At 68.7% G+C, this 19,511-nt stretch carries 20 protein-coding genes and 1 riboswitch; of the genes, 7 read left to right on the forward strand and 13 right to left on the reverse strand.

All coding sequences use genetic code 11. From position 1 onward, the window contains the following. From groEL to AB0J16_RS58605, 5 genes are all read right to left on the reverse strand, one after another. Positions 1-983: chaperonin GroEL (groEL, locus tag AB0J16_RS58585; protein ID WP_358557796.1), on the reverse strand; the 983-nt coding region annotated here is incomplete at its 3' end. 309 nt (positions 984-1,292) lie between these two features. Continuing rightward, complete coding sequence (locus AB0J16_RS58590; RefSeq protein WP_068927743.1) at positions 1,293-1,493, reverse strand: cold-shock protein; 201 nt, start codon at positions 1,491-1,493, stop codon at positions 1,293-1,295. 240 nt (positions 1,494-1,733) lie between these two features. Further along, positions 1,734-2,009: a MoaD/ThiS family protein gene (locus AB0J16_RS58595; protein ID WP_358557799.1), complete on the reverse strand. Its 276-nt coding sequence runs from the start codon at positions 2,007-2,009 to the stop codon at positions 1,734-1,736. 23 nt (positions 2,010-2,032) lie between these two features. Next, positions 2,033-3,265, reverse strand: coding sequence for a threonine synthase (gene thrC, locus AB0J16_RS58600; RefSeq protein WP_358557802.1), 1,233 nt, complete (start codon positions 3,263-3,265; stop codon positions 2,033-2,035). 13 nt (positions 3,266-3,278) lie between these two features. Then, positions 3,279-3,419: riboswitch (SAM riboswitch) on the reverse strand. A gap of 79 nt (positions 3,420-3,498) precedes the next feature. Further along, a complete protein-coding gene (locus tag AB0J16_RS58605; RefSeq protein WP_357961758.1) occupies positions 3,499-4,053 on the reverse strand; it encodes an RNA polymerase sigma factor in 555 nt (184 codons plus the stop codon). A 31-nt stretch (positions 4,054-4,084) separates the two neighbouring features. Between AB0J16_RS58605 and AB0J16_RS58610 the strand changes: the two genes are divergently transcribed. After that, the gene (locus tag AB0J16_RS58610; RefSeq protein WP_358557805.1) at positions 4,085-5,509 is read left to right on the forward strand and encodes a trehalose-6-phosphate synthase; all 1,425 of its coding nucleotides are present in this window, start codon (positions 4,085-4,087) and stop codon (positions 5,507-5,509) included. Position 5,510: 1 nt separating this feature from the next. Further along, positions 5,511-6,674, forward strand: a complete 1,164-nt coding sequence (locus AB0J16_RS58615; RefSeq protein WP_358557808.1) for an MFS transporter — start codon at positions 5,511-5,513, stop codon at positions 6,672-6,674. Between the two features lie 42 nt (positions 6,675-6,716). Here AB0J16_RS58615 and AB0J16_RS58620 read toward each other — a convergent pair whose 3' ends face one another. From AB0J16_RS58620 to AB0J16_RS58630, 3 genes are all read right to left on the reverse strand, one after another. Continuing rightward, on the reverse strand, positions 6,717-7,298 hold the full coding sequence (locus tag AB0J16_RS58620) for a hypothetical protein (protein ID WP_358557810.1): 582 nt from the start codon (positions 7,296-7,298) through the stop codon (positions 6,717-6,719). A 63-nt stretch (positions 7,299-7,361) separates the two neighbouring features. After that, the gene (otsB, locus tag AB0J16_RS58625) at positions 7,362-8,150 is read right to left on the reverse strand and encodes a trehalose-phosphatase (RefSeq protein ID WP_358557813.1); all 789 of its coding nucleotides are present in this window, start codon (positions 8,148-8,150) and stop codon (positions 7,362-7,364) included. Positions 8,151-8,204: 54 nt separating this feature from the next. Next, complete coding sequence (locus AB0J16_RS58630; protein ID WP_358557884.1) at positions 8,205-8,507, reverse strand: DUF3263 domain-containing protein; 303 nt, start codon at positions 8,505-8,507, stop codon at positions 8,205-8,207. A 117-nt stretch (positions 8,508-8,624) separates the two neighbouring features. Here AB0J16_RS58630 and AB0J16_RS58635 point away from each other — a divergent pair, with 117 nt between their 5' ends. The 5 genes from AB0J16_RS58635 to AB0J16_RS58655 all read left to right on the forward strand — a co-directional run bounded on the left by AB0J16_RS58635 (position 8,625) and on the right by AB0J16_RS58655 (position 13,375). After that, the gene (locus tag AB0J16_RS58635; RefSeq protein WP_358557816.1) at positions 8,625-9,443 is read left to right on the forward strand and encodes an SAM-dependent chlorinase/fluorinase; all 819 of its coding nucleotides are present in this window, start codon (positions 8,625-8,627) and stop codon (positions 9,441-9,443) included. 170 nt (positions 9,444-9,613) lie between these two features. Then, the gene (locus AB0J16_RS58640; RefSeq protein ID WP_358557819.1) at positions 9,614-10,279 is read left to right on the forward strand and encodes a hypothetical protein; all 666 of its coding nucleotides are present in this window, start codon (positions 9,614-9,616) and stop codon (positions 10,277-10,279) included. Next, positions 10,276-11,763, forward strand: coding sequence for a S8 family serine peptidase (locus AB0J16_RS58645; protein WP_358557821.1), 1,488 nt, complete (start codon positions 10,276-10,278; stop codon positions 11,761-11,763). The genes AB0J16_RS58640 and AB0J16_RS58645 overlap by 4 nt, the downstream gene beginning before the upstream one ends. 26 nt (positions 11,764-11,789) lie before the next feature. Then, positions 11,790-12,194, forward strand: a complete 405-nt coding sequence (locus AB0J16_RS58650; protein WP_358557824.1) for an OB-fold domain-containing protein — start codon at positions 11,790-11,792, stop codon at positions 12,192-12,194. Next, positions 12,176-13,375 carry a lipid-transfer protein gene (locus tag AB0J16_RS58655; protein WP_358557827.1) on the forward strand — a complete coding sequence of 400 codons (1,200 nt, stop codon included), beginning with the start codon at positions 12,176-12,178 and terminating at the stop codon, positions 13,373-13,375. The genes AB0J16_RS58650 and AB0J16_RS58655 overlap by 19 nt, the downstream gene beginning before the upstream one ends. 128 nt (positions 13,376-13,503) lie before the next feature. Here AB0J16_RS58655 and AB0J16_RS58660 read toward each other — a convergent pair whose 3' ends face one another. The 5 genes from AB0J16_RS58660 to AB0J16_RS58680 form a co-directional block, all read right to left on the reverse strand. Continuing rightward, the gene (locus tag AB0J16_RS58660) at positions 13,504-14,520 is read right to left on the reverse strand and encodes a dipeptide ABC transporter ATP-binding protein (RefSeq protein WP_358557830.1); all 1,017 of its coding nucleotides are present in this window, start codon (positions 14,518-14,520) and stop codon (positions 13,504-13,506) included. Continuing rightward, positions 14,504-15,541, reverse strand: a complete 1,038-nt coding sequence (locus AB0J16_RS58665) for an ABC transporter ATP-binding protein (RefSeq protein WP_358557833.1) — start codon at positions 15,539-15,541, stop codon at positions 14,504-14,506. The genes AB0J16_RS58660 and AB0J16_RS58665 overlap by 17 nt, the downstream gene beginning before the upstream one ends. Positions 15,542-15,554: 13 nt before the next feature. Further along, positions 15,555-16,493, reverse strand: coding sequence for an ABC transporter permease (locus AB0J16_RS58670; protein ID WP_358557836.1), 939 nt, complete (start codon positions 16,491-16,493; stop codon positions 15,555-15,557). Beyond that, positions 16,486-17,430 carry an ABC transporter permease gene (locus tag AB0J16_RS58675; protein WP_358557839.1) on the reverse strand — a complete coding sequence of 315 codons (945 nt, stop codon included), beginning with the start codon at positions 17,428-17,430 and terminating at the stop codon, positions 16,486-16,488. The genes AB0J16_RS58670 and AB0J16_RS58675 overlap by 8 nt, the downstream gene beginning before the upstream one ends. Positions 17,431-17,555: 125 nt before the next feature. Further along, complete coding sequence (locus AB0J16_RS58680; protein ID WP_358557842.1) at positions 17,556-19,193, reverse strand: ABC transporter substrate-binding protein; 1,638 nt, start codon at positions 19,191-19,193, stop codon at positions 17,556-17,558. Between the last annotated feature and the right edge of the window lie 318 nt (positions 19,194-19,511).

Genomic DNA, 19,511 nt, shown 5'->3' on the forward strand with positions numbered 1-19,511 from the left:
TCGTCCTTGGTCACCACGACCTTGCGGGCGCGGCCCAGCTGGTCGAGGGTGGCGTTCTCCAGCTTGAGGCCGATCTCCTCGGAGATCACCTGGCCGCCGGCCAGCGTGGCGATGTCGCCCAGCATGGCCTTGCGGCGGTCGCCGAAGCCCGGAGCCTTGACCGCGACCGAGCGGAACAGGCCACGGATCTTGTTGACCACCAGGGTGGCCAGGGCCTCGCCCTCGATGTCCTCGGAGATGATCAGGAGCGGCTTGCCGGACTGCACGACCTTGTCGAGCAGCGGCAGCAGGTCCTTGTTGGCCGAGATCTTCGAGTTGACGATCAGGATGTACGGGTCCTCGAGCACGGCCTCCATGCGCTCGGAGTCCGTCACGAAGTACATCGACGTCATGCCCTTGTCGAAGCGCATGCCCTCGGTGAGCTCAAGCTCCAGGCCGAAGGTGTTGCTCTCCTCGACGGTGATGACGCCTTCCTTGCCGACCTTGTCCATCGCCTCGGCGATGAGCGAGCCGATCTCGGGGTCGGCGGCGGAGATGGAGGCGGTGGAGGCGATCTGCTCCTTGGTCTCCACGTCCTTGGCCAGCTTGGACAGCTCCTCGCTGACCCGCTCGACCGCCGACTCGATGCCCTTCTTCAGCGACATCGGGTTGGCGCCGGCGGCGACGTTGCGCAGGCCCTCGCGCACCAGCGCCTGGGCGAGCACGGTGGCGGTCGTGGTGCCGTCACCCGCGACGTCGTCCGTCTTCTTGGCGACTTCCTTGACCAGCTCGGCGCCGATCTTCTCCCACGGGTCCTCGAGCTCGATCTCCTTGGCGATGGACACACCATCGTTGGTGATCGTGGGAGCGCCCCACTTCTTCTCCAGCACGACGTTGCGGCCCTTGGGACCCAGGGTCACCTTGACCGCGTCGGCCAGCTGGTTCATGCCGCGCTCGAGACCGCGCCGGGCGTCCTCGTCAAACGCGATCATCTTGGCTGCCATAAGGCTAGACCTCCCAGATGCAGGGTGGCTTCAATGGACCGAGCCGACGCCCGCGACGGCATGGGCCTGCATCTCCGTTCGGCAGACCCCATCGTCCCGATCCAGTGTTGGCACTCTCGAACAGAGAGTGCCAACGAACTGTTTAGCACTCTACCCTGCCGAGTGCAAGCTGAGACACCCGCATGCCCAGGTCAGTCAGTACGGCGGGCCCGTCCGGACCCGCCGTAGCCGAGTCGACGAAGGATGAGTGGCGGTTTCGCCCGGACTGCGCTGCCGTGCGACCTGCCGGTACATACCAGCTTCGTGAGTTCAGACCGCTCGCACGGACTCCGCTTGGGGGCCCTTCTGCCCCTGCGTGATCTCGAACTCGACGCGCTGGCCTTGTTCGAGCGAGCGATAGCCATCCATCATGATCGCTGAGTAATGGACAAATACATCCTTGCCACCGTCTACCGCGATGAAGCCGTAGCCCTTGTCCGCGTTGAACCACTTGACGGTGCCCTGCGCCACTTCCGACTCCTCTTACTGGGCTCATAGATCTCGCCCATTCCTACGCGAGACCCTCAATCGCCTGACATATGGGAGAAATCACCAGACGATCGCCCTCGACCATACCTGTGGCACAGCGTTTGGCAACAGAGTCAATCAACAAATTACGCATTTCATCGGCGAGTGAGTCGTTCAACGTTGAATTGTCGGAAAAAACAGAAGGCGCCCCAGATGGGAGCGCCTTCTGAAGTGAGCGGGTGACTACCCTCCGGCGACCGCCGGGATGATGGAGATCTGCACGCCTTCGGGGGCGGGCGTGTCAAGTCCGTCGACAAAACGGACATCCTCTTCGCCAACATAAACGTTGACAAAACGACGAATCTTGCCCGATTCATCCAGAATTCTCGCGCCGATCCCCGGGTAGTCGGAGTCGAGCTTCGCCAGCACGTCACGGAGAGTCGCGCCCTCCCCACTCACTTCCGCGCTACCACCGGTGTAGGTGCGCAGAATGGTGGGAATCCGCACAGAAACGCTCATGATTAACTTGCCTTTCCTGGTTGTCAGACAGCCGCGCGGAACGCGTCGAGCGAGGGCCGGATCACTGCCGTGGGCTGGGCGTCGTCGGCGACGGCGACGAGCGTCTTGAGCCCGTCGCCGGTGTTGAGCACCACGGTCTCGGCCTCCGGGTCGAGCTGCCCGGTCTCGACGAGCTTCTTCAGCACTCCCACGGTGACGCCGCCGGCCGTCTCGGCGAAGATGCCCTCCGTAGAGGCCAGCAGCTTGATGGCGGCGACGATCTCGGGGTCCGTGACGTCCTCCACCGCCCCGCCGGTGCGGCGGGCGATGTCGAGCACGTACGGGCCGTCGGCGGGGTTGCCGATGGCCAGCGACTTGGCGATGGTGTCGGGCTTGACCGGCTGGACCACGTCGTGGCCGGCCTTGTAGGCGGTCGACACGGGAGAGCAACCCTTGGCCTGCGCGGCGAAGATCTTGTAGGGCCGGTCCTCGACCAGGCCGAGCGCGATCAGCTCCTTGAAACCCTTGTCGATCTTGGTGAGCTGGGAGCCGGAGGCCACCGGGATGATGATCTGCTCGGGCAGCCGCCAGCCGAGCTGCTCGGCGATCTCGTAGGCCAGCGTCTTGGAGCCCTCGGCGTAGTAGGGCCGCAGGTTGACGTTGACGAAGCCCCACTTGTCGCCCAGCGGGTCGCCGATGAGCTCGGAGCAGAACCGGTTGACCTCGTCGTAGGAGCCGTCGATCGCGACCAGCTTGCCGCCGAACACCCGGGCCATGGCGATCTTGGCCTGCTCCAGCCCGGCGGGGATGAACACGCAGGCGTCGAGCCCGGCCCTTGCGGCGGCGGCCGTGACCGCGCCCGCGAGGTTGCCGGTGGAGGAGCAGGAAAGGGTGTGGAACCCGAAGTTACGCGCCGCCTCGACGGCGATGGCCACCACCCGGTCCTTGAAGGAGTGGGTGGGGTTGCCCGAGTCGTCCTTGACGTACAGGGACTTGATGCCCAGCGCGCGGCCGAGGTTGCCGGCCTTGACGAGCTTGGTCCAGCCGGGGTTCATGTTCGGCTTGGTGGCGACGTCGACGGGAACGGGGAGAAGCGAGCGGTAGCGCCAGATGTTGGCGGGGCCGGACTCGATGTCCTTCCGGGTGACGTCACCGAAGGAGTAGGCCGCTTCGAGCGGCCCGAAACACTCCAGGCAGGCGAAGCTGGGGCCGAGTTCGTAACGGGTGCCGCACTCGCGGCAAGAAAGGGCTACAGCGGGTCCGAAGTCGTGCGACATGAAGCGAGGCCTTCCCTCATCTTCGCCTGCGGCCACCTTGACCGCAGACCGGAATTGGCACCTGTCCCGGTCGGCCTCGCCCTGTAGCGAGTCTGAATCCGGGAGGGTTGCCGGGGCTTCGCAGGGCCGGTCCCTCCACCCCTCTGGATGAGCAATATTCAGTTGTTTGGCCTGACTCTACCTGGCCAGGCGCGTCAAGCCACCAACCGTCTCACGAAGCGAGACGTACGGTCTCAGCGATAGTCCTCCCCCAGGACGCCCTGCACGTACTTGCGCGCCTGGTGGATGCGCGACTTCGCGGTGCCGAGCGGGATGCCGAGCTGCTCGGCGACCTCGTTGTAGTCGAGCTGCACGATGTCGCGCAGCACGAGGGCCTGGGCCAGGTCGGGCTTGCTGGCCTCCAGCGACTCCATCGCGTCGAGCAGGTCGAGCCGCGACCCGGCGATCACGCTGACCCGCCGCGCGTCGGGCTTCTGCATGGGGAGCTCGTCGGAGGTCTGCTCGGCCGAGCGGCGCTTCAGCGTGCGGTACGTCGTACGGGCGCAGTTGGCCGTCACGATGTGCAGCCAGGTGCTGAACCTGGCCCGCCCCTCGAAGCGCCCGATGTTGCGCGCCACGGCCAGCAGTGTGTCCTGGGAGGCCTCTTCCGCATCCTGGTGGTAGGGCAGGATTCGGGCGCAATGGCGCAGCACGTCGGGTTCGATCCGCCTCAGGAGCTCGCCCAGTGCGCGATGATCTCCGGCAGCGGCGGAGCGGGCGAGTTCCTCGGTTAGGTCATCAAGCGCCATAGCTGGGATCCTATGGTCGGAGGGAGCTTTAATGAACAGCGTCCTGGTCGCCTCTAACAGAGGACCCGTCTCGTTCACCGTCTCCGACGACGGTGTGCTGACGATGAAGCGTGGCGGTGGCGGCCTGGTGTCCGGGCTCTCCGGGGTCCTGAAGGACGACGGCGTGCTGTGGGTCTGCGCTGCTTTGTCCGACGGTGACCGTGGTGCCGTACGCCAGGCGCCCGGCGGTCGGCTCGACCAAGCCGGCTACGACACCGGCGCGCTGCGGATGCTCGACATCCCGCCGGCCACCTTCCACCGCGCCTACAACGCCGTGGCCAATTCCACGCTGTGGTTCGTCAACCACCTGCTCTACGACATTCCCAACGCGCCGCTGTTCGGCACCAGGTTCGAGCGCGAATGGGAGTCCTATCGCGACTACAACGGCGCGTTCGCGCTGGCGCTGGCCGAGGAGGCCGGGCACGAGGCCCGCGTGATGGTCCAGGACTACCACCTCACGTTGACCCCGGCGATGCTCCGCGCCGAACGGCCCGACCTGCGCATCGCGCACTTCAGCCACACGCCGTGGGCGCCGCCCGAATACTTCTCGCTGCTGCCCGACGATGTCGCGCGCGAGGTGCTCGAAGGCATCCTGGGCGCCGACCACGCCGGCTTCCTCACCGAACGCTGGGCGGGGGCGTTCATGGACTGCTGCCGCGCCCTGCTCGGCGCGGAGGTCGACCGGGCCGGCCGTACGGTCACCCACGAGGGCAGGACCACCCGCATCGGCGTGCACGGCCTCGGCGTCGACGGCGAGGCGCTGTGGGCACGGGCCCACGAACCCGACGTCGAGTCCAACATCGCCGCGATCAAGGAGCAGGTCGGCGACCGCCGGCTGATCGTCCGCATCGACCGCACCGAGCTGTCCAAGAACATCGTCCGCGGGCTGGTGGCCTACCGGGAGTTCCTGCTCGCCCACCCGGAATGGCACGGCCGGGTGGTGCATCTGGCGTTCGCCTATCCCAGCCGGCACGACCTGCCCGAATACCGCGAATACACCGCCTCGGTGCAGCGCTGCGCCCAGGAGATCGAGGACGAGTTCGGCACCGAGGACTGGGACCCGCTGATACTCAACGTCAACGACGACTACCCGCGCTCGCTGGCCGCCTACCGGCTGGCCGACGTGCTGCTGGTCAACCCGATCCGCGACGGCATGAACCTGGTGGCCAAGGAGGGCCCGATCCTGTCGCCGCGGGCCGCGCTGGTGCTCTCGCGCGAGGCGGGCGCGGCGGCCGAGCTGGGCCCGCACGCGCTCCTGGTCAACCCCTACGACGTGAGCGGCACGGCCGTCGCGCTGCACGACGCGCTGGTCATGCCCGAGGAGGAGCGCATGAACCGCCGCGACCGGCTGGAGGCGGCGGCCACCGCGCTCCCGCCGCAGAAGTGGTTCGCCGCCCAGCTGGACGCGCTGGCCTAGCATGTCGGCGATCTCAGAGAGCACCCGGCTGACCAGGGACCGGCCGACCTGGCTGATCTACCTGATCCTCGGTACGTTCGCCACCTTCGTCTACGGCCTGAGCGCGGCCCTGCCGCTCCTCCGCCTCCAGCAGCGCACCTCCGGCACGGTCGCCGGCCTGCACGGCACCGCGATGGCCGTGGGCACCATCCTGGCCGGCCTCTCCCTCCCGCTCCTCACCAGGCGCTACGGCAGGCGGACCACCACCTGGATCGGCCTGGCCGGGATGAACGCGGGCGTGCTCCTGATCGTGCTGTTCTCCGCGCTGCCCCTGACGCTGCTCGGCTATGGCGTGGCCGGCGGCTTCGGCTCGATCGCCCTCTACAGCGCCATGGCCGCACTCAGCGAGCACCACGGGCCGGCCGGGCCGGCCGCGCTGAGCGAGGCGAACGCCGTCGGCGTCGTGGCGGGCGTGGCCGCGACCTTCCTGCTCAGCGCGGTCGCGCAGACCACGCTCGGCTGGCGGGCCGCGCTACTCCTCACCCCCGCGCTCACCGCGCTGCTGGTCGTGACGATGGCGCGGGTCTGGCCTCCGGCCACGACCGTGGCGGTCTCGCCCACCGGCGAGCGACCGGCGCCGCCCGGGTGGCGCTTCTTGGTGGCGGGCGGCGTGCTGAGCTGCTGCGTGGCGCTGGAGTTCTCGTTCAACTTGTGGGCCGCCGAACTGTTCGCCGCGCGCACCGGCCTGAGCGCGGCCGCCGCCGCGACCGGGCTGACCGCGTTCCTGGCCGGGCTGGCGGCGGGCCGGTTCGCCGGCGCGTACCTGGCCTTACGCCTGCCACCCGCGCGGCTCTTCCTGGGCGCGCTGGCGGTCACCGCGGTGGGCTGGTTGCTCTTCTGGTTGAGCACCTGGCCCGTCCTGTCCTACGCGGGCCTCGCGCTCAGCGGGCTCGGCGCGTCCCTGCACTTCCCGCTCGCGCTGGCCGCGCTGATCACGCACGCGGGCGACCGGCCCGACCGGGCCGGCGCGGCCGCGCCGATCTGGGCCGGGTCCGCGATGGCCCTCGGCCCGCTCGCGCTCGGCGCGCTCGCCGACGGCTTCGGCACCTGGAACGCGTTCCTGCTGGTTCCCGTCCTCATCGGCCTGGCCGCCGGCGGTGTGCTCATCGCCAGGCCGCGCGCCTGAGCGCGTATCGCCAGGCCGCGTACGTGAGCAGGCCGGGGGCGCTTATCGCCAGGTCGCGTGCTTGAGTACGCCGGGCAGGCCGGGGGTGTTCCATGAGTCGACGACGAGGATGCCGCTCTTGGGCAGGTACCACTCCCGCTGGACGAAGGTGGCCCGCTTCTTGCCCGTCCCGGTGACGCAGGTGCCCTTCCACGCGCGGTAGTACGCCTTGTGACCGGGCCCGACCTGGCGCAGTCCCTTGGCCGCCGCGCCGTTGAACGTCTGGCCCCACTTGCGGTTGAGCGGGCAGGGCTCCACGTCGGTCGCCGAGTAGAAGGGCCGGTCGGGCGTGTACGGGTTGAGCTCGTGACCCACCTTGATGGCCGCGGGCCCGAGCACCCAGAAGCCGCGGCACTCCGGCGTGAAGTACGCCCCCTTGGGCTTGGCGCACTTGCCGGTGACGACATGGATCCAGTCGCCCTTGCCGTACACCTTCCATGAGCTCGGAAGGGACAGCGTCAGCCCTTGGCGCAGCTTGAGCGGATGGTTCGCGGTGCTCGCGGCGCTCGCGGAGGCGGGGACGGCCGGGACGAGGAGGGCGGCGGCCACGGACAGGCCCGCCACGGCGAGGTATCTCTTCGACATCCCGCGACCGTACTGGCGCGCGCTTGCACGCGGGTTGCGTACTTGTCGGCGAGTTAGCGCGAATCAGTGCCCCTTGAAAGCCGACGCGAGCTCCCGCAGCAGGGACACCACGCCGTCGGGGCCGTCCACCACGATGTCGGCCCGCTCGGCCAGCGCGGTCACCTCGGCGGAGCCGCTGCACACATTCACCCCCGGCAACCCTGAGTTCCTGACCGCGTCGAAGGCCGCCAGATCGCCCAGGTCGTCGCCGACGAACATGACCGACCTGGCCGCCCGCTCGGCCAGGAACAGGCCGAGCGCGTGCCCCTTGTCCATGCCCGGCGGGCGTAGTTCGAGCACCAGCCGGCCGGGCTCGACGACCAGCCCGTGCTTCTTCGCCAGCGCGGCCAGCGGCTCGCGCAGGGCCTGCAGCGTGCCCTCGGGGTCGGCGCTGCGCCGGGTGTGCACGGCGACCGCCCGGCCCTTGTCCTCGATCGCCACGCCTTTCACGCCGAGGGAGACGAGCAGCAGTTGCAGCTCGGCCTCGGCCTCGAGCACGCCGGGCGGGGGCGGCGGCGCCGAGACCCGGCCGTCCTCCCAGCGCTCGAACCCGTAATGTCCCAGCACCACCAGGCCGGGCACGTCGGCCAGGCTGGGCGCGTCGGCCAGGCCGGTCCCGAGTTCGAGAGCCGTGGCCACCGGCCGGCCGGTCACGATCGCCACCGCATTGACGTACCTGCCCAGCTCGGCGAGTACGGGCGGCGCTTCCGGATGGATCCTGGCGGAGGCGGGATCGGCCACGATCGGCGCGAGGGTGCCGTCGAAGTCGAGCCCGATCACGGCTCCCGCCGGATCCTTCAGGATCGCTTCCATACCGGGTGATCCCGTTTGTCTGATGTTCTTCACGCGCCTGCCTTACCCAGCAGGTCAGGGACGCATGCCAAACCGTCTGGCGGCGCGCTCGCGCTGGCGCGTGGAACGCAGCCGGCGCAGCCGTTTGACCAGCATCGGATCCTGCTGGAGCGCCTCCGGCCGATCGATCAGCTCACCGAGAAGCTGGTAGTAGCGGGTGGCGGAGAACCCGAAGGTCTCCTTGATGGCCTGCTCCTTCGCACCCGCGTAACGCCGCCATTGGCGTTCGAAGGCGAGGAGTTCGAGATCGCGTTCGGAGAGGGGTCGTCTGGACGGTTCCTGGGCAGCACTGTCACCGCTGACCGGCGCAGTGTCCATGGTGTCCTCCTCGAAAGGGCGCGCGACGATCACATCGTGGGCACGCGGGCCCGTGCCAATCGTAATGTGCGGAGTGCGGGTGTTCACGGCGGATTGAGAGACGTACAGTCACCAAATGTGACCTCAGTCATCACACTTCTCACCGACTACGGACTCGAAGATGGCTATGTGGCCGCCTGTCATGGAGTGATAGCCGGGATCGCCCCCGAGGCCAGGGTGATCGACGTGTGCCACCTGATCCCATCGGGCGATGTACGGCGCGGCGCCGCCATCCTCTCCCAGACCATCCCCTATCTCCCGAAGGGCGTACACATCGGGGCGGTCGACCCCGGCGCGGGCGGAGCCAGGCGGGCGGTCGCCGTGGAGGCGGGCGGGCGGGTGTTCATCGGCCCCGACAACGGGCTCCTGTCGTGGGCCATGCACGCCAGCGGCGGCGCGGAGGCGGCCTACGAGATCAGCAACGCCGACTACTTCCTGCATCCGGTCTCGCCGACCTTCCACGGGCGGGACGTGTTCTCGCCGGTGGCCGGGCGGCTGTGCGGCGGACTCAAACCGGCCGAGCTGGGACCCGAGGTTCCGCTCTCGCGGCTGGTCTCGCTGCCGGAGCCGACCTCGAAGCTGCGCGAGGGGTCCGTGGAGGGTGAGGTGGTCTCGGTCGACCGCTACGGCAACACCCAGCTGTCGATCGCGGCGGGCGATCTGGCGGCGCTGGGCGTGCGGATCGGGGACACGCTCGGGGTCTGGCTGGGGCGCAGGCAGTTGGCGCTGCCGTACCGGGAGACGTTCGCGGCGGTGCCGCCGGGCGAGCTGGTGGCCTTCGCGGACTCGGCCGGGCTGATCGCCATAGCCGTGAACTCCGGCGACGCGGCCCAGCGCCTCGGCCTGCCACCGGGCGCCCACGTGCGGCTCTCGCCCTCGCCCTCGCCCTCGCCCTGACCGAGCTCATGTGCGGCTCTCGCCCTCTCCGCGAGACGAAAGCCGCCAAAAGGAAATTACACCGCGTATCGGCCTGTTTACCGAAGCGTCAGATTGGACCGTCGATCGCGTGTCAGAATGCACGGGCATCGGGCGACCCCTCCCCTGCCCGCGAGGTGCACGTGTTCCCTTTGTCTGTTGTGCTGCTCTCACTGCTGTCCGCGGCCCTGCCGTCGTCTGAGCCACCCGTGCCGGAGCGCTGGCACGCGTGGCCGGTGGCCAGGGTGTTCCCGAGCTCCGTGCCCGGCACCAGCCCCTCCGGGGCCCGCGTGACCTATGTCCTGGCCGGCGTCGCCCCGGAGTCGCCGTGCCGGGTCGCCTTCCAACCCGGGGTCGCGCGGCTGCTGCGCGGGTGCGTCACGGCCTTACGCGCCACGTACGCGGACAGCACGCAGACGTTCGTGGCGACGGTCGGCATCGCCGTACTGACCGGCCCTGACGCCCTCCGGCCCCTTGACCGCCTGACGGACGACCTCCCACTGACCCTCGCGGGCTACCTGCCGGCCGGATCGCCAGAGACCGGCACCGGCCCTCTGCCCGATGGGCGGCCAGGGACCGGCGCGGGGCGGCTGCCGACCGTGCGGCCGGTGGCCTTTCCCGGTGGGCCGGCCGAGCGGTTCGGCGAGTCGCAGTACGTCACCGGCGCGCTGATCTCCTCGAACGACGCCTACGTCGTGGCGACGGCCGCCGGGTACGCGGACGGCCGGCCGTACCAGCCGGGCGAGCTCGTCGCCAGACGCCTCGGTGACACCGCCCGCCGGCTGGCCACGGCCCTGTACGGAAGTCTGACCAGATGATCAGGCCGTTGGCCGGACCCCTGGCGGTGGGCCTGCTGGTGGCCGGGCCCCTGGCGGCGGGGGTCCTGGTGGCCGGGGCGGGACCGAGCGCCTCCGATGACGTGGGCTCAGCGGCGCGCGCCGGACAGTGGCAGCTGGCCACCTTGCGCCTGCCCGAGGCGTGGAAGCTGAGCCAGGGCGCCGGCGTGCTGGTCGCCGTCCTGGACACCGGCGTGAACGCCCGCCACCCCGACCTGGCCGGCGCGGTGGTCGCCGGGCCCGACCTGACCGGCGACACCGGCGAACCGGCCCTGTGGGGCCACCACGGCACCGCCATGGCCAGCCTCATCGCCGGCCACGGCCACAGCCACACTGCCCCGCCAGTGAACAGCCTGACAGCGAACGGCGGGACACCAGACGGCCCGACCGTAACCCACGGGACGACAGGCCGCAGGACCGCAGACGCCCCCGCAACACGTAGGGCCGCAACAGGCACCCCCGCGGTGGGCGGCCCCAGAGCAGAAGCCCCCGCGGCAGGCGACCCCGCAGCAAGCGGGACAGCGACCGATCTCGCGGCGACCGGGACAGCAAGCGATCCCGCAGCGAGCGGGACAGCGGTCGGCCAAGTGGCGACCGGGACCGCGGGCGGCGGTTACGCGGACAGCGGGATCATCGGGGTCGCCCCCGCCGCCCGCGTCCTGTCCGTCAGGGTCACCCTGGAGAACGGCGACCCGCTCCGCCAGAAGCAGCACGCCGGCGGCCGCGACGCCCTGGCCAAAGGCATCCGCTACGCGGTCGACCACGGCGCCGACGTCATCAGCATGTCGCTCGGCGGCGGCAGCGGCTCCTGGGAGGGCTCGGCCGCCGAGGAGGAGGCCGTCCAGTACGCCATCAGCCACGGCGCCGTCCTGGTGGCCTCGTCCGGCAACGACGGCGACACGACCAACAAGAAGAACTTCCCCGCCGCCTACCCCGGCGTGATCGCGGTGGGCGCGGTCGACCGGCGGCTGGAGGTGGCGCCGTTCTCCAATCGCCAGGACTACCTCTCGGTGGTCGCGCCGGGGACCGGCATCGTGACCGCCGACGGCGCCGACTCGTACGTGGTGGGCGACGGGACGAGTTCGGCCGCGGCCATGGTGGCGGGCATCGCCGCGCTGATCAAGGCGATGTACCCCGATCTTTCGCCGTACCACGTGCGGACGGCCATCGAGCAGGGCACCAGGCGGCGGCCCGCCGACGGCTACAACCGCTCGTACGGGCACGGGGTGGCCAACGCGCTGCTCGCCCTGCGCGTGGCCGACCGCCTGGCCAGGCCCGCCACCGCGTCCGCCGGGGCCGGTGTGGGGACCGGCGGCTACTTCGGCGACGGCCCGGTCTCCCGGCCGCCGGCGTCCCGGGCGCCGTCGTCACGGCTGCCGGTGGTGCTCGGCATGGTGCTGCTGACGGCGGTCATGTCGGCCCGGGTGCTCGTCCGGCACCGGTGGCGCGGGAGGGATGTAACCTAGCAAGCGCTTGTGTGATACTCCTCCCTATGAGCCTTGCGATCGACGGCTGGTTCGTCATCGAGGACGACGGCACCCACCTGATCGGCACCCGGTGCGCGGCGTGCGGCACGGTCTGCTTCCCGCCGCAGCGCGGGTTCTGCCGCAACCCGCGCTGCGACGGGGAGTCCATGGAGGAGACCAGGCTGCCGAGACGCGGCCGCGTCTGGTCGTACACGAGCGCCGCCTACCCGCCGCCCGAGCCGTTCGTGGCCGCCGAGCCGTACACGCCCGTGACACTGGCGGCGGTGGAGTTGACCGGCGCGGGCATCGTGGTGCTGGGGCAGGTCAAGGACCTGACGGCGGACGAACTGGAGGTCGGCATGGAGGTCGAGCTCACCCACGGCCCGCTGGCTGACGGACCTCTGGTGTGGATGTGGGGGCGCGCGTCGTGAGCGTCGTGGTGCTCGGTACGGGCATGCACCCGTGGGGCAAGCAGGGCAGGCCGTTCGCGGAGTACGGCGTGGCGGCGGCCCGGGAGGCGCTGCGGGACGCCGGGATCGCCTGGACCGACGTCCAGTTCCTGGTGGGCGCCGACACGATCAGGAACGGCTATCCGGGGTTCGTCGCCGGATCCACCTACGCCCAGGCCCTCGGCTGGTCAGGCGCGCGCATCGCCTCGTGCTACGCGGCGTGCGCGTCGGGGGCGCAGGCGATCGACATCGCGCGCACGCGGATCATGGCGGGGCTCTGCGACGTGGCGCTGGTGGTGGGGGCGGACGCCACGCCCAAGGGCTTCTTCAAACCGGTCGGCGGCGACCGCCCGGACGACCCTGACTGGCTGCGGTTCCGACTGCTCGGCGCCACTAATCCCGCATATTTCGGCCTTTATGCGCGTAGAAGGCTGGCCCTGTACGGCGAGACCACCGACGACTTCGCCGCCGTCAAGGTCAAGAACTCCCTGGCCGGCTCGCTGAACCCGATGGCCCGCTACCGCAAGGTCGTCACAGCCGAGGAGGTCCTGGCCTCGCCCATGGTGGCCGACCCCCTGCGCCTCATGGACATCTGCGCGACCTCGGACGGCGGCGCCGCGTTGGTGCTGGCCTCGCCCGAGTACGCCCGCCGGCTGGGCGTGGCAGACCCGGTGCGCATCGCCGCCGTCTCGACGGTGACCCCCACGTTCCCCAACACGGTCCTGGAGCTGCCGAACTTCGCGACCGACTCCTCCGCCGCCGTACCCCCTCCCGAACGCCCCTTCAGGGCCGCCATCGCGCACGCCGCCTACGAGGAGGCGGGCGTCGGGCCGGGCGACGTCTCGTTCGCCGAGGTGTACGACCTGTCCACGGCCCTCGAACTGGACTGGATCGAGGACGTGGGACTCTGCCCACCCGGCGAGGCCGGCAAGCTGCTGCGGGCGGGCGACACCGCGCTCGGCGGGCGCGTACCGGTGAACCCGTCGGGCGGGCTCGCCTCGTTCGGCGAGGCCATCCCCGCCCAGGCCATCGCCCAGGTCTGCGAGCTGACCCGGCAGCTGCGCGGCCGGGCGGGCGGGCGCCAGGTCGAGGGCGCCAGGGTCGGCCTGGCCGCCAACCAGGGCCTGTTCGGTCACGGCTCGGCCGTCATAGCCACCCGCTGACCGGCTCGGCCGTCATAGTGACGCTCACCGTACAACCGCCAAGACTGCCCCACAACCGCCAAGGCCCTCCGCGGGAAGCTCCCGCGGAGGGCCTTGGCGTCGCTGATCAGTCGCTGATCAGCCGGTGATCAGCCGACGTGGACCACGTCGTGCGTCTCGGCGAAGTGACAGGCACTCTCATGCGCCGTCCCCTGCCGGATCTGCAGCAGCGGCTCCTCCTCCGCGCAGATCTCCTGCGCCTTCCAGCAGCGGGTGCGGAAGCGGCAGCCCGACGGCGGGTTGGCGGGCGACGGCGGGTCGCCCTGCAGGATGATCCGCTCACGCTGCTCGCGGCCCTCGGGGTCGGGGACCGGCACGGCCGACAGCAGCGCCTGCGTGTACGGGTGGGCGGGCTTGTCGTAGATCTCGGTGTCCTTGCCGAGCTCGACCACCTTGCCCAGGTACATCACCGCGACCCGGTCGGAGATGTGGCGCACCACCGACAGGTCGTGGGCGATGAAGATGTACGCCAGGTCGAACTCGTTCTGCAGCCGCTCCAGCAGGTTGATGACCTGGGCCTGGATCGACACGTCGAGCGCGGAGACCGGCTCGTCGCAGACGATGATCTCCGGCTGGAGCGCCAGCCCGCGGGCGATGCCGATGCGCTGACGCTGCCCGCCCGAGAACTGGTGCGGGTAGCGGTTGATGTGGTCGGGGTTGAGCCCCACGACCTCCAGCAGCTCCTGCACCTTGCGGCGGCGGTCGCCCTTGGGGGCGACCTCGGTGTGGATGTCGAACGGCTCACCGATGATGTCGCCGACGGTCATCCGGGGATTCAGGGAGGTGTACGGATCCTGCATCACCATCTGGATGTTGCGCCGCATCCGCTTGAGCTCGGCGCCCTTGGCCTTGGCGATGTCCCGGCCGTTGATCGTCACCGAGCCGGAAGTCGGCCGCTCCAGCGCCATGAGCACCTTGGCCAGCGTGGACTTGCCGCAGCCCGACTCGCCCACGATGCCCAGCGTCTCGCCCCTGTTGAGGTCGAACGAGACGCCGTCGACGGCCTTGATCGCGCCGATCTGCTTCTTGAACAGGATGCCCTGGGTCAGCGGGAAGTGCTTGACCAGGTCCCGGACCTCGAGAATCCGCTCACCCTTGGTCGCCATCGAGGACCTCCCTCCAGTAGTGACAGGCGCTGCTGCGCGAGCCGCTGATCTCGTAGAGCGGGGGGTTGTCCGTCACGCAGTTGTCCTGGCGATACGGGCATCGCGGATGAAAGGCGCAGCCGGTCGGCATGTCGAGCAGGTTGGGCGGCAGGCCCTTGATCGCGTACAGCTCCTGGCCCTTGAGGTCGACCCGGGGGATCGACTCCAGCAGCCCCTTGGTGTAGGGGTGGGCCGGGCTCTTGTAGATGTCGTGCACGCTGGCGTTCTCGACGATCCGCCCGCCGTACATGACGGCGATCTTGTCTGCGACGTCGGCCACGACGCCGAGGTCGTGCGTGATGAGGATCATGCCCATGTTGCTCTCGCGCTGGAGTTCGGCGAGCAGCTCCATGATCTGGGCCTGAACCGTCACGTCGAGCGCGGTGGTCGGCTCGTCCGCGATCAGCACCTCGGGGTCCAGCGCGATCGACATGGCGATCATGATGCGCTGGCGCATGCCCCCGGAGAACTGGTGCGGATAGTCATGGACGCGCTGCCTGGCGGCCGGGATGCGCACCTTGTCCATCAGCTCGACCGCCTTGTTGTAGGCGTCGCGCTTGGACATGCCACGGTGCACCCGGAACATCTCGCTGATCTGCCAGCCCACGGTGAACACCGGGTTGAGCGCGGACAGCGCGTCCTGGAACACCATCGAGATCCGCTGGCCACGCACCTGGGTGCGCGCCTCGTCCGAGAGCTTCAGCAGGTCGGTGCCGCGAAAGCGGATCTCACCCTTGGGGATGCGCGCCGGCGGCATGTCCAGGATGCCCATGATCGCCTGGGCGGTCACGGACTTGCCCGAACCCGACTCTCCCAGCACGGCGAGAGTCTCACCGGGGCTGAGCGAGTAGCTCACCCCGTTGACCGCACGCACGACGCCCGCGCGGGTGGCGAACTCCACGTGCAGATTCTCCACGGCGAGCAGCGGCTCGTCGCCCAGCCCTCCCTCGGCGGGCAACACGTCCGTTGATGCCTTTCTCACTTGAACCCCCTTCCTACCTGAGCTTCGGGTCGAGAGCGTCGCGTACGGCGTCGCCCAGCATGATGAACGCGAGCACCGTGATGCTCAGGAACACCGCGGGGAAGACGAGCGGCAGCGGCGCTTCCAGGAACCGGTTGCGAGCGTCGGCGATCATCAGACCCCAGGAGATGTCCGGGGACTGGACCCCGACTCCCAGGAATGACAGTGCCGCCTCGGCCGAGATGAACCCGCCGAGGTTGATCGTCGCGATGACGATCACCGGGGCGACCGCGTTCGGCAGCAGGTGCCCGAACATGACCCGGCTCTGGCTCGCGCCCAGGGCCCGGGCCGCGACCACGAAGTCCTGGTTCCTGGCGGTGATGACGGCGGCCCGCATGATGCGGAACGTCATCGGCCAGGCCAGCACCGCCAGCGCGATGACCACGATCCAGATGCCCAGGTTCGCGTCCCTGAAGGTGGCCGAGATGAGCAGCGCGCCGAGGATCCACGGAATCGCGAAGAAGACCTCCGTGACCCGGGACGTGACCGTGTCGACGGCTCCGCCGCGGGCACCCGCGAGGAGACCGAGCAGACCGCCGACGATCGCCGTGATGATGGTGGTGCTCACGCCGATCACGATCGAGTTGCGCGCACCGAAGATCGTCCTGGCGTACACGTCACAGCCGAGGTTGTCCTTGCCGAAGATGTGGCCCGCGCTCGGCCCCTGCCTGGCCGTGGCCAGCTCACAGGTCTTGGCGTCGAAGGGGTTGATCGAGGTGAACAGCGACGGCCAGAACGACATGACCAGCAGGATCGCGATGAGGACGCAGGAGAAGATGAACATCGGCCGACGTCGCAGGTCGTAGAAGGCGTCGCCCCAGAGACTCGCGGGCTTCGTCTCCTTCTTGAGCTTGTCCGGAGGGGTCGGCGCGGTAACGGTCTGGACAGGTCCGACCTGTGGGTCATTACTCATAGCGGATCCTCGGGTCGAGCACGGCGTACAACAGGTCCACGACCAGGTTCGCCACGATGTAGACCAGCACCAGGATTGTCACGATACCTACGACGATAGGTTGCTCTCGTAGATATACGCCTTGATAGATCTGGAGGCCGATACCCGGGATGTTGAAGATCGTCTCGGTGATCACCGCACCGCCCATGAGCGTGCCGAGGTCGGCGCCCAGATAGGTGACCAGGGGGATCAGCGCGTTACGCAACCCGTGCCGGCCGATGACTCTTCGTCTGGAGAGTCCCTTCGCGGTCGCTGTTCGGATGTAGTCGGATCTCAGAGTCTCCACCAGGCTTGTTCTGGTCAGCCGGGTGAGATAGGCGATCGACGTACCCGCCAGCACGAATCCGGGGAGCAAATACGATTTCAGCCCCGCGTTGATTCCCGCGATCGGGAAGATCTCCGTGCCCACGGTCTGCTTCAGCCAGACGCCCAGCCACAGCTGCAGCACGAAGCCGGTCACCAGCGGGGGGACAGAGATGAGCAGCAGCGTCGCGGCCAGGATCATGGTGTCGATGGCCTGGCCGCGGCGCAGCGCCGCCCACAGGCCGAGCAGGACACCGATGATCGCTTCCATGACGAGGGCGACGAGCGCCAGGTTCAGCGTGACCTGGAACTTGCCTGCCATCAACTGGGTGATGGGCACACCGGCGAAGGTCTTGCCGAAGTCGCCGTGCAGGAAGATGTTGCTGATGTAGTACCCGTACTGCACCAGCACCGGATCGTTGAGGTGATACTGATCCCGCAGGATCATCACGATGTTGGGGTCTTGTCTCTTCTCGCCGGCCAGCGCCGCGATGGGGTCGCCAGGGAGCGCGAAGACGATGACGAAGATGAAGAGGGTGGCGCCCAGCAGGACTGGTATCGCCTGGATCAGGCGCCGGATCACATAACGGCCCATTCAAGCCTCCCGTACATGCCAAGAAGGCAGTCGCCGGGACCTGGGGTTCTCACGGCCCCCAATGACTGCCTTCGTGGCGGGCTCTCGAGGGGCGGGCGGCTAGGCGCCCGCCCCCGCGAACAGCGTCAGGCCTTCTCGACGTCGGCCCACTCAACCTGGTTGAGCAGGTTGATCTTGACGTTCTTGACCTTGGTCGAGTATCCCGAGTTGTTACGGTAGAAGTACACAGGGATGTACGGAAGGTCCTTGATGAGGATGTCGTCCGCCTGCTGGTAGAACTTCAGGCCCTCCTCCGGAGTCGCCGCCTGGTCGCCCTTGGCGGCCGTCTCGTCGAACGCCTTGTTGGAGTAGCCCGCGTAGTTCGAACCGGTCTTGATGGCGCCGGTCGAGAAGATCGGCGTCAGGTAGTTCTCGGCGGACGGGTAGTCGATCGCCCAGCCCATCCGGAACAGGCCCTTGTATTCCTTCTTGTCGAGGGCGTCAAGGATGCTCGCGAACTTCTCGAACGGCTTGACCGTCACCTCGACGCCGAGATTGGCGCGGAGGTTGTTGGCCACGGCCTCGATCCACTCCTTGTGCCCACCGTCGGCGTTGTAGCCGAGCTCCAGCTTCGCCGGGCCCTTGGCCGCGGCGTACTGCTCCTTGGCCTTGGTGGGGTTGTACTGGCAGGCCTGGCAGGCGCCCTGGCGGTAGCCGTCGATGGCCGGGTTGATGAAGTCGTCGGCCGGCGAACGGGTGCCGCTGAAGACCGTCTCGGCGATGGTCTTCCGGTCGATGGCCATCGAGACGGCCTCACGAACCTTGACGTCCTTGTACTCGTCGCTGTACTTCAGCGGGAAGCCGATGTACCCGACGCCGGCGTCAGGCTGGTCCTGGTAGCGGTCGCCGAGCGCCGTCTTGGCGCTGGAGATCGCCGAGGCGGGCAGCGAGTCGTGGATGTCGACGTTGTCGGCCTGCAGGTCGTTGTAGGCCGTCTCAGAGCTGTTGTAGAGCTTGAACTGCAGCTTGGTCCAGCCAGCCGGCTTCTTGGCCGGGTACTTGTCGTACACCGACAGGTCGATGGACTGGTCGGTGCCCTTCTTGTAGGGCTTGTCGAGCTTGAACAGGCCCTGGCCGATCGGCTTCTCGCCGTACTCCGCCGTCACCTTGCCGTCGGCGCCGAAGGCGGCCTTGGGCAGCGGGTAGAACGCGGTGTAGCCCAGCATGGTCTTGAACTGGGAGAACGGCGCGGTGAGCGTGACCTGCAGCGTCGAGTCGTCGACCGCCTTGAGGCCCTTCATCTCCTTGGTGGTGACCTGCTTGCCCTCGCCAGGGTTGAGGTCGGCGTAACCCTCGACGCGGCCGAAGAAGTAGCCGGCGCCCTGAGCGTTGTCCTGGTTGGCCGCGTAGTTCCACGCGTCGACGTAGTTCTGCGCGACGACAGGCTGGCCGTCCTGCCACGTGTAAGGCTTGAGCTTGATCGTCCACACCTTGTTGTCGGTGCTCTCGATCGACTCAGCCGCCGCCAGGACGACCTGCTTGTTCTCGTCGTAGTTGACGAGCGGCTCGAACACCGCAGCGAGGACTTCAGCGCCCTCGGACTCCGTGGTGTTCGACGGGACCAGCAGGTTCTGCGGCTCACCCAGTTCCATGCGGACCGGCGTGTCGCCGCCTCCGCTCGACGCGGTGTTGCCGGTCGTGGATCCGCCGCCGCCACACGCGGCGACCGCGAGGGCTAGCAGCGCGGTACCGGCGACGATCTGTGCGCCCTTAGTAACACGCATGGTAAAAAGATTCCTCCCTCAAACAGGTGGGCGTAAGCGCTGAGCTGCGATGATCGTGAGCAGCCTGACGGGGGTTCCTTGTCGTCCCCCGGGTTTGGCTGACCTGGTCAAACCAGCCGACGCCCTGCCAGTCGATCGCGACTATCCCTTACTACTTGCCACCAGGGAGTCTCTGGCGCGTTGCAGTTCGGTCACACGTGCGCTTATCCAACGTCACAGTCATTTCTCGCATAGAGCACTAAAGCCACCGAAGAACCTCTAAAGCGGACACTACGGGACGTGAACAGCTGATGAAAAATACCCCCTTGGTGCCACTGG

The sequence above is a fragment of the Nonomuraea sp. NPDC049750 genome (assembly GCF_040659625.1).
In the GTDB taxonomy this organism is placed as follows: domain Bacteria; phylum Actinomycetota; class Actinomycetes; order Streptosporangiales; family Streptosporangiaceae; genus Nonomuraea.

Coding starts and splice junctions, on each gene's coding strand:
- AB0J16_RS58660 (WP_358557830.1), bottom strand. CDS start 14,520: ATGGCGACCAAGGGTGAGCGGATTCTCGAGGTCCGGGACCTGGTCAAG.
- AB0J16_RS58670 (WP_358557836.1), bottom strand. CDS start 16,493: ATGAGTAATGACCCACAGGTCGGACCTGTCCAGACCGTTACCGCGCCG.
- AB0J16_RS58630 (WP_358557884.1), bottom strand. CDS start 8,507: ATGGACACTGCGCCGGTCAGCGGTGACAGTGCTGCCCAGGAACCGTCC.
- AB0J16_RS58620 (WP_358557810.1), bottom strand. CDS start 7,298: ATGTCGAAGAGATACCTCGCCGTGGCGGGCCTGTCCGTGGCCGCCGCC.
- thrC (WP_358557802.1), bottom strand. CDS start 3,265: ATGTCGCACGACTTCGGACCCGCTGTAGCCCTTTCTTGCCGCGAGTGC.
- AB0J16_RS58605 (WP_357961758.1), bottom strand. CDS start 4,053: ATGGCGCTTGATGACCTAACCGAGGAACTCGCCCGCTCCGCCGCTGCC.
- AB0J16_RS58645 (WP_358557821.1), top strand. CDS start 10,276: ATGATCAGGCCGTTGGCCGGACCCCTGGCGGTGGGCCTGCTGGTGGCC.
- AB0J16_RS58595 (WP_358557799.1), bottom strand. CDS start 2,009: ATGAGCGTTTCTGTGCGGATTCCCACCATTCTGCGCACCTACACCGGT.
- AB0J16_RS58610 (WP_358557805.1), top strand. CDS start 4,085: ATGAACAGCGTCCTGGTCGCCTCTAACAGAGGACCCGTCTCGTTCACC.
- AB0J16_RS58680 (WP_358557842.1), bottom strand. CDS start 19,193: ATGCGTGTTACTAAGGGCGCACAGATCGTCGCCGGTACCGCGCTGCTA.
- otsB (WP_358557813.1), bottom strand. CDS start 8,150: ATGGAAGCGATCCTGAAGGATCCGGCGGGAGCCGTGATCGGGCTCGAC.
- AB0J16_RS58615 (WP_358557808.1), top strand. CDS start 5,511: ATGTCGGCGATCTCAGAGAGCACCCGGCTGACCAGGGACCGGCCGACC.
- AB0J16_RS58650 (WP_358557824.1), top strand. CDS start 11,790: ATGAGCCTTGCGATCGACGGCTGGTTCGTCATCGAGGACGACGGCACC.
- AB0J16_RS58675 (WP_358557839.1), bottom strand. CDS start 17,430: ATGGGCCGTTATGTGATCCGGCGCCTGATCCAGGCGATACCAGTCCTG.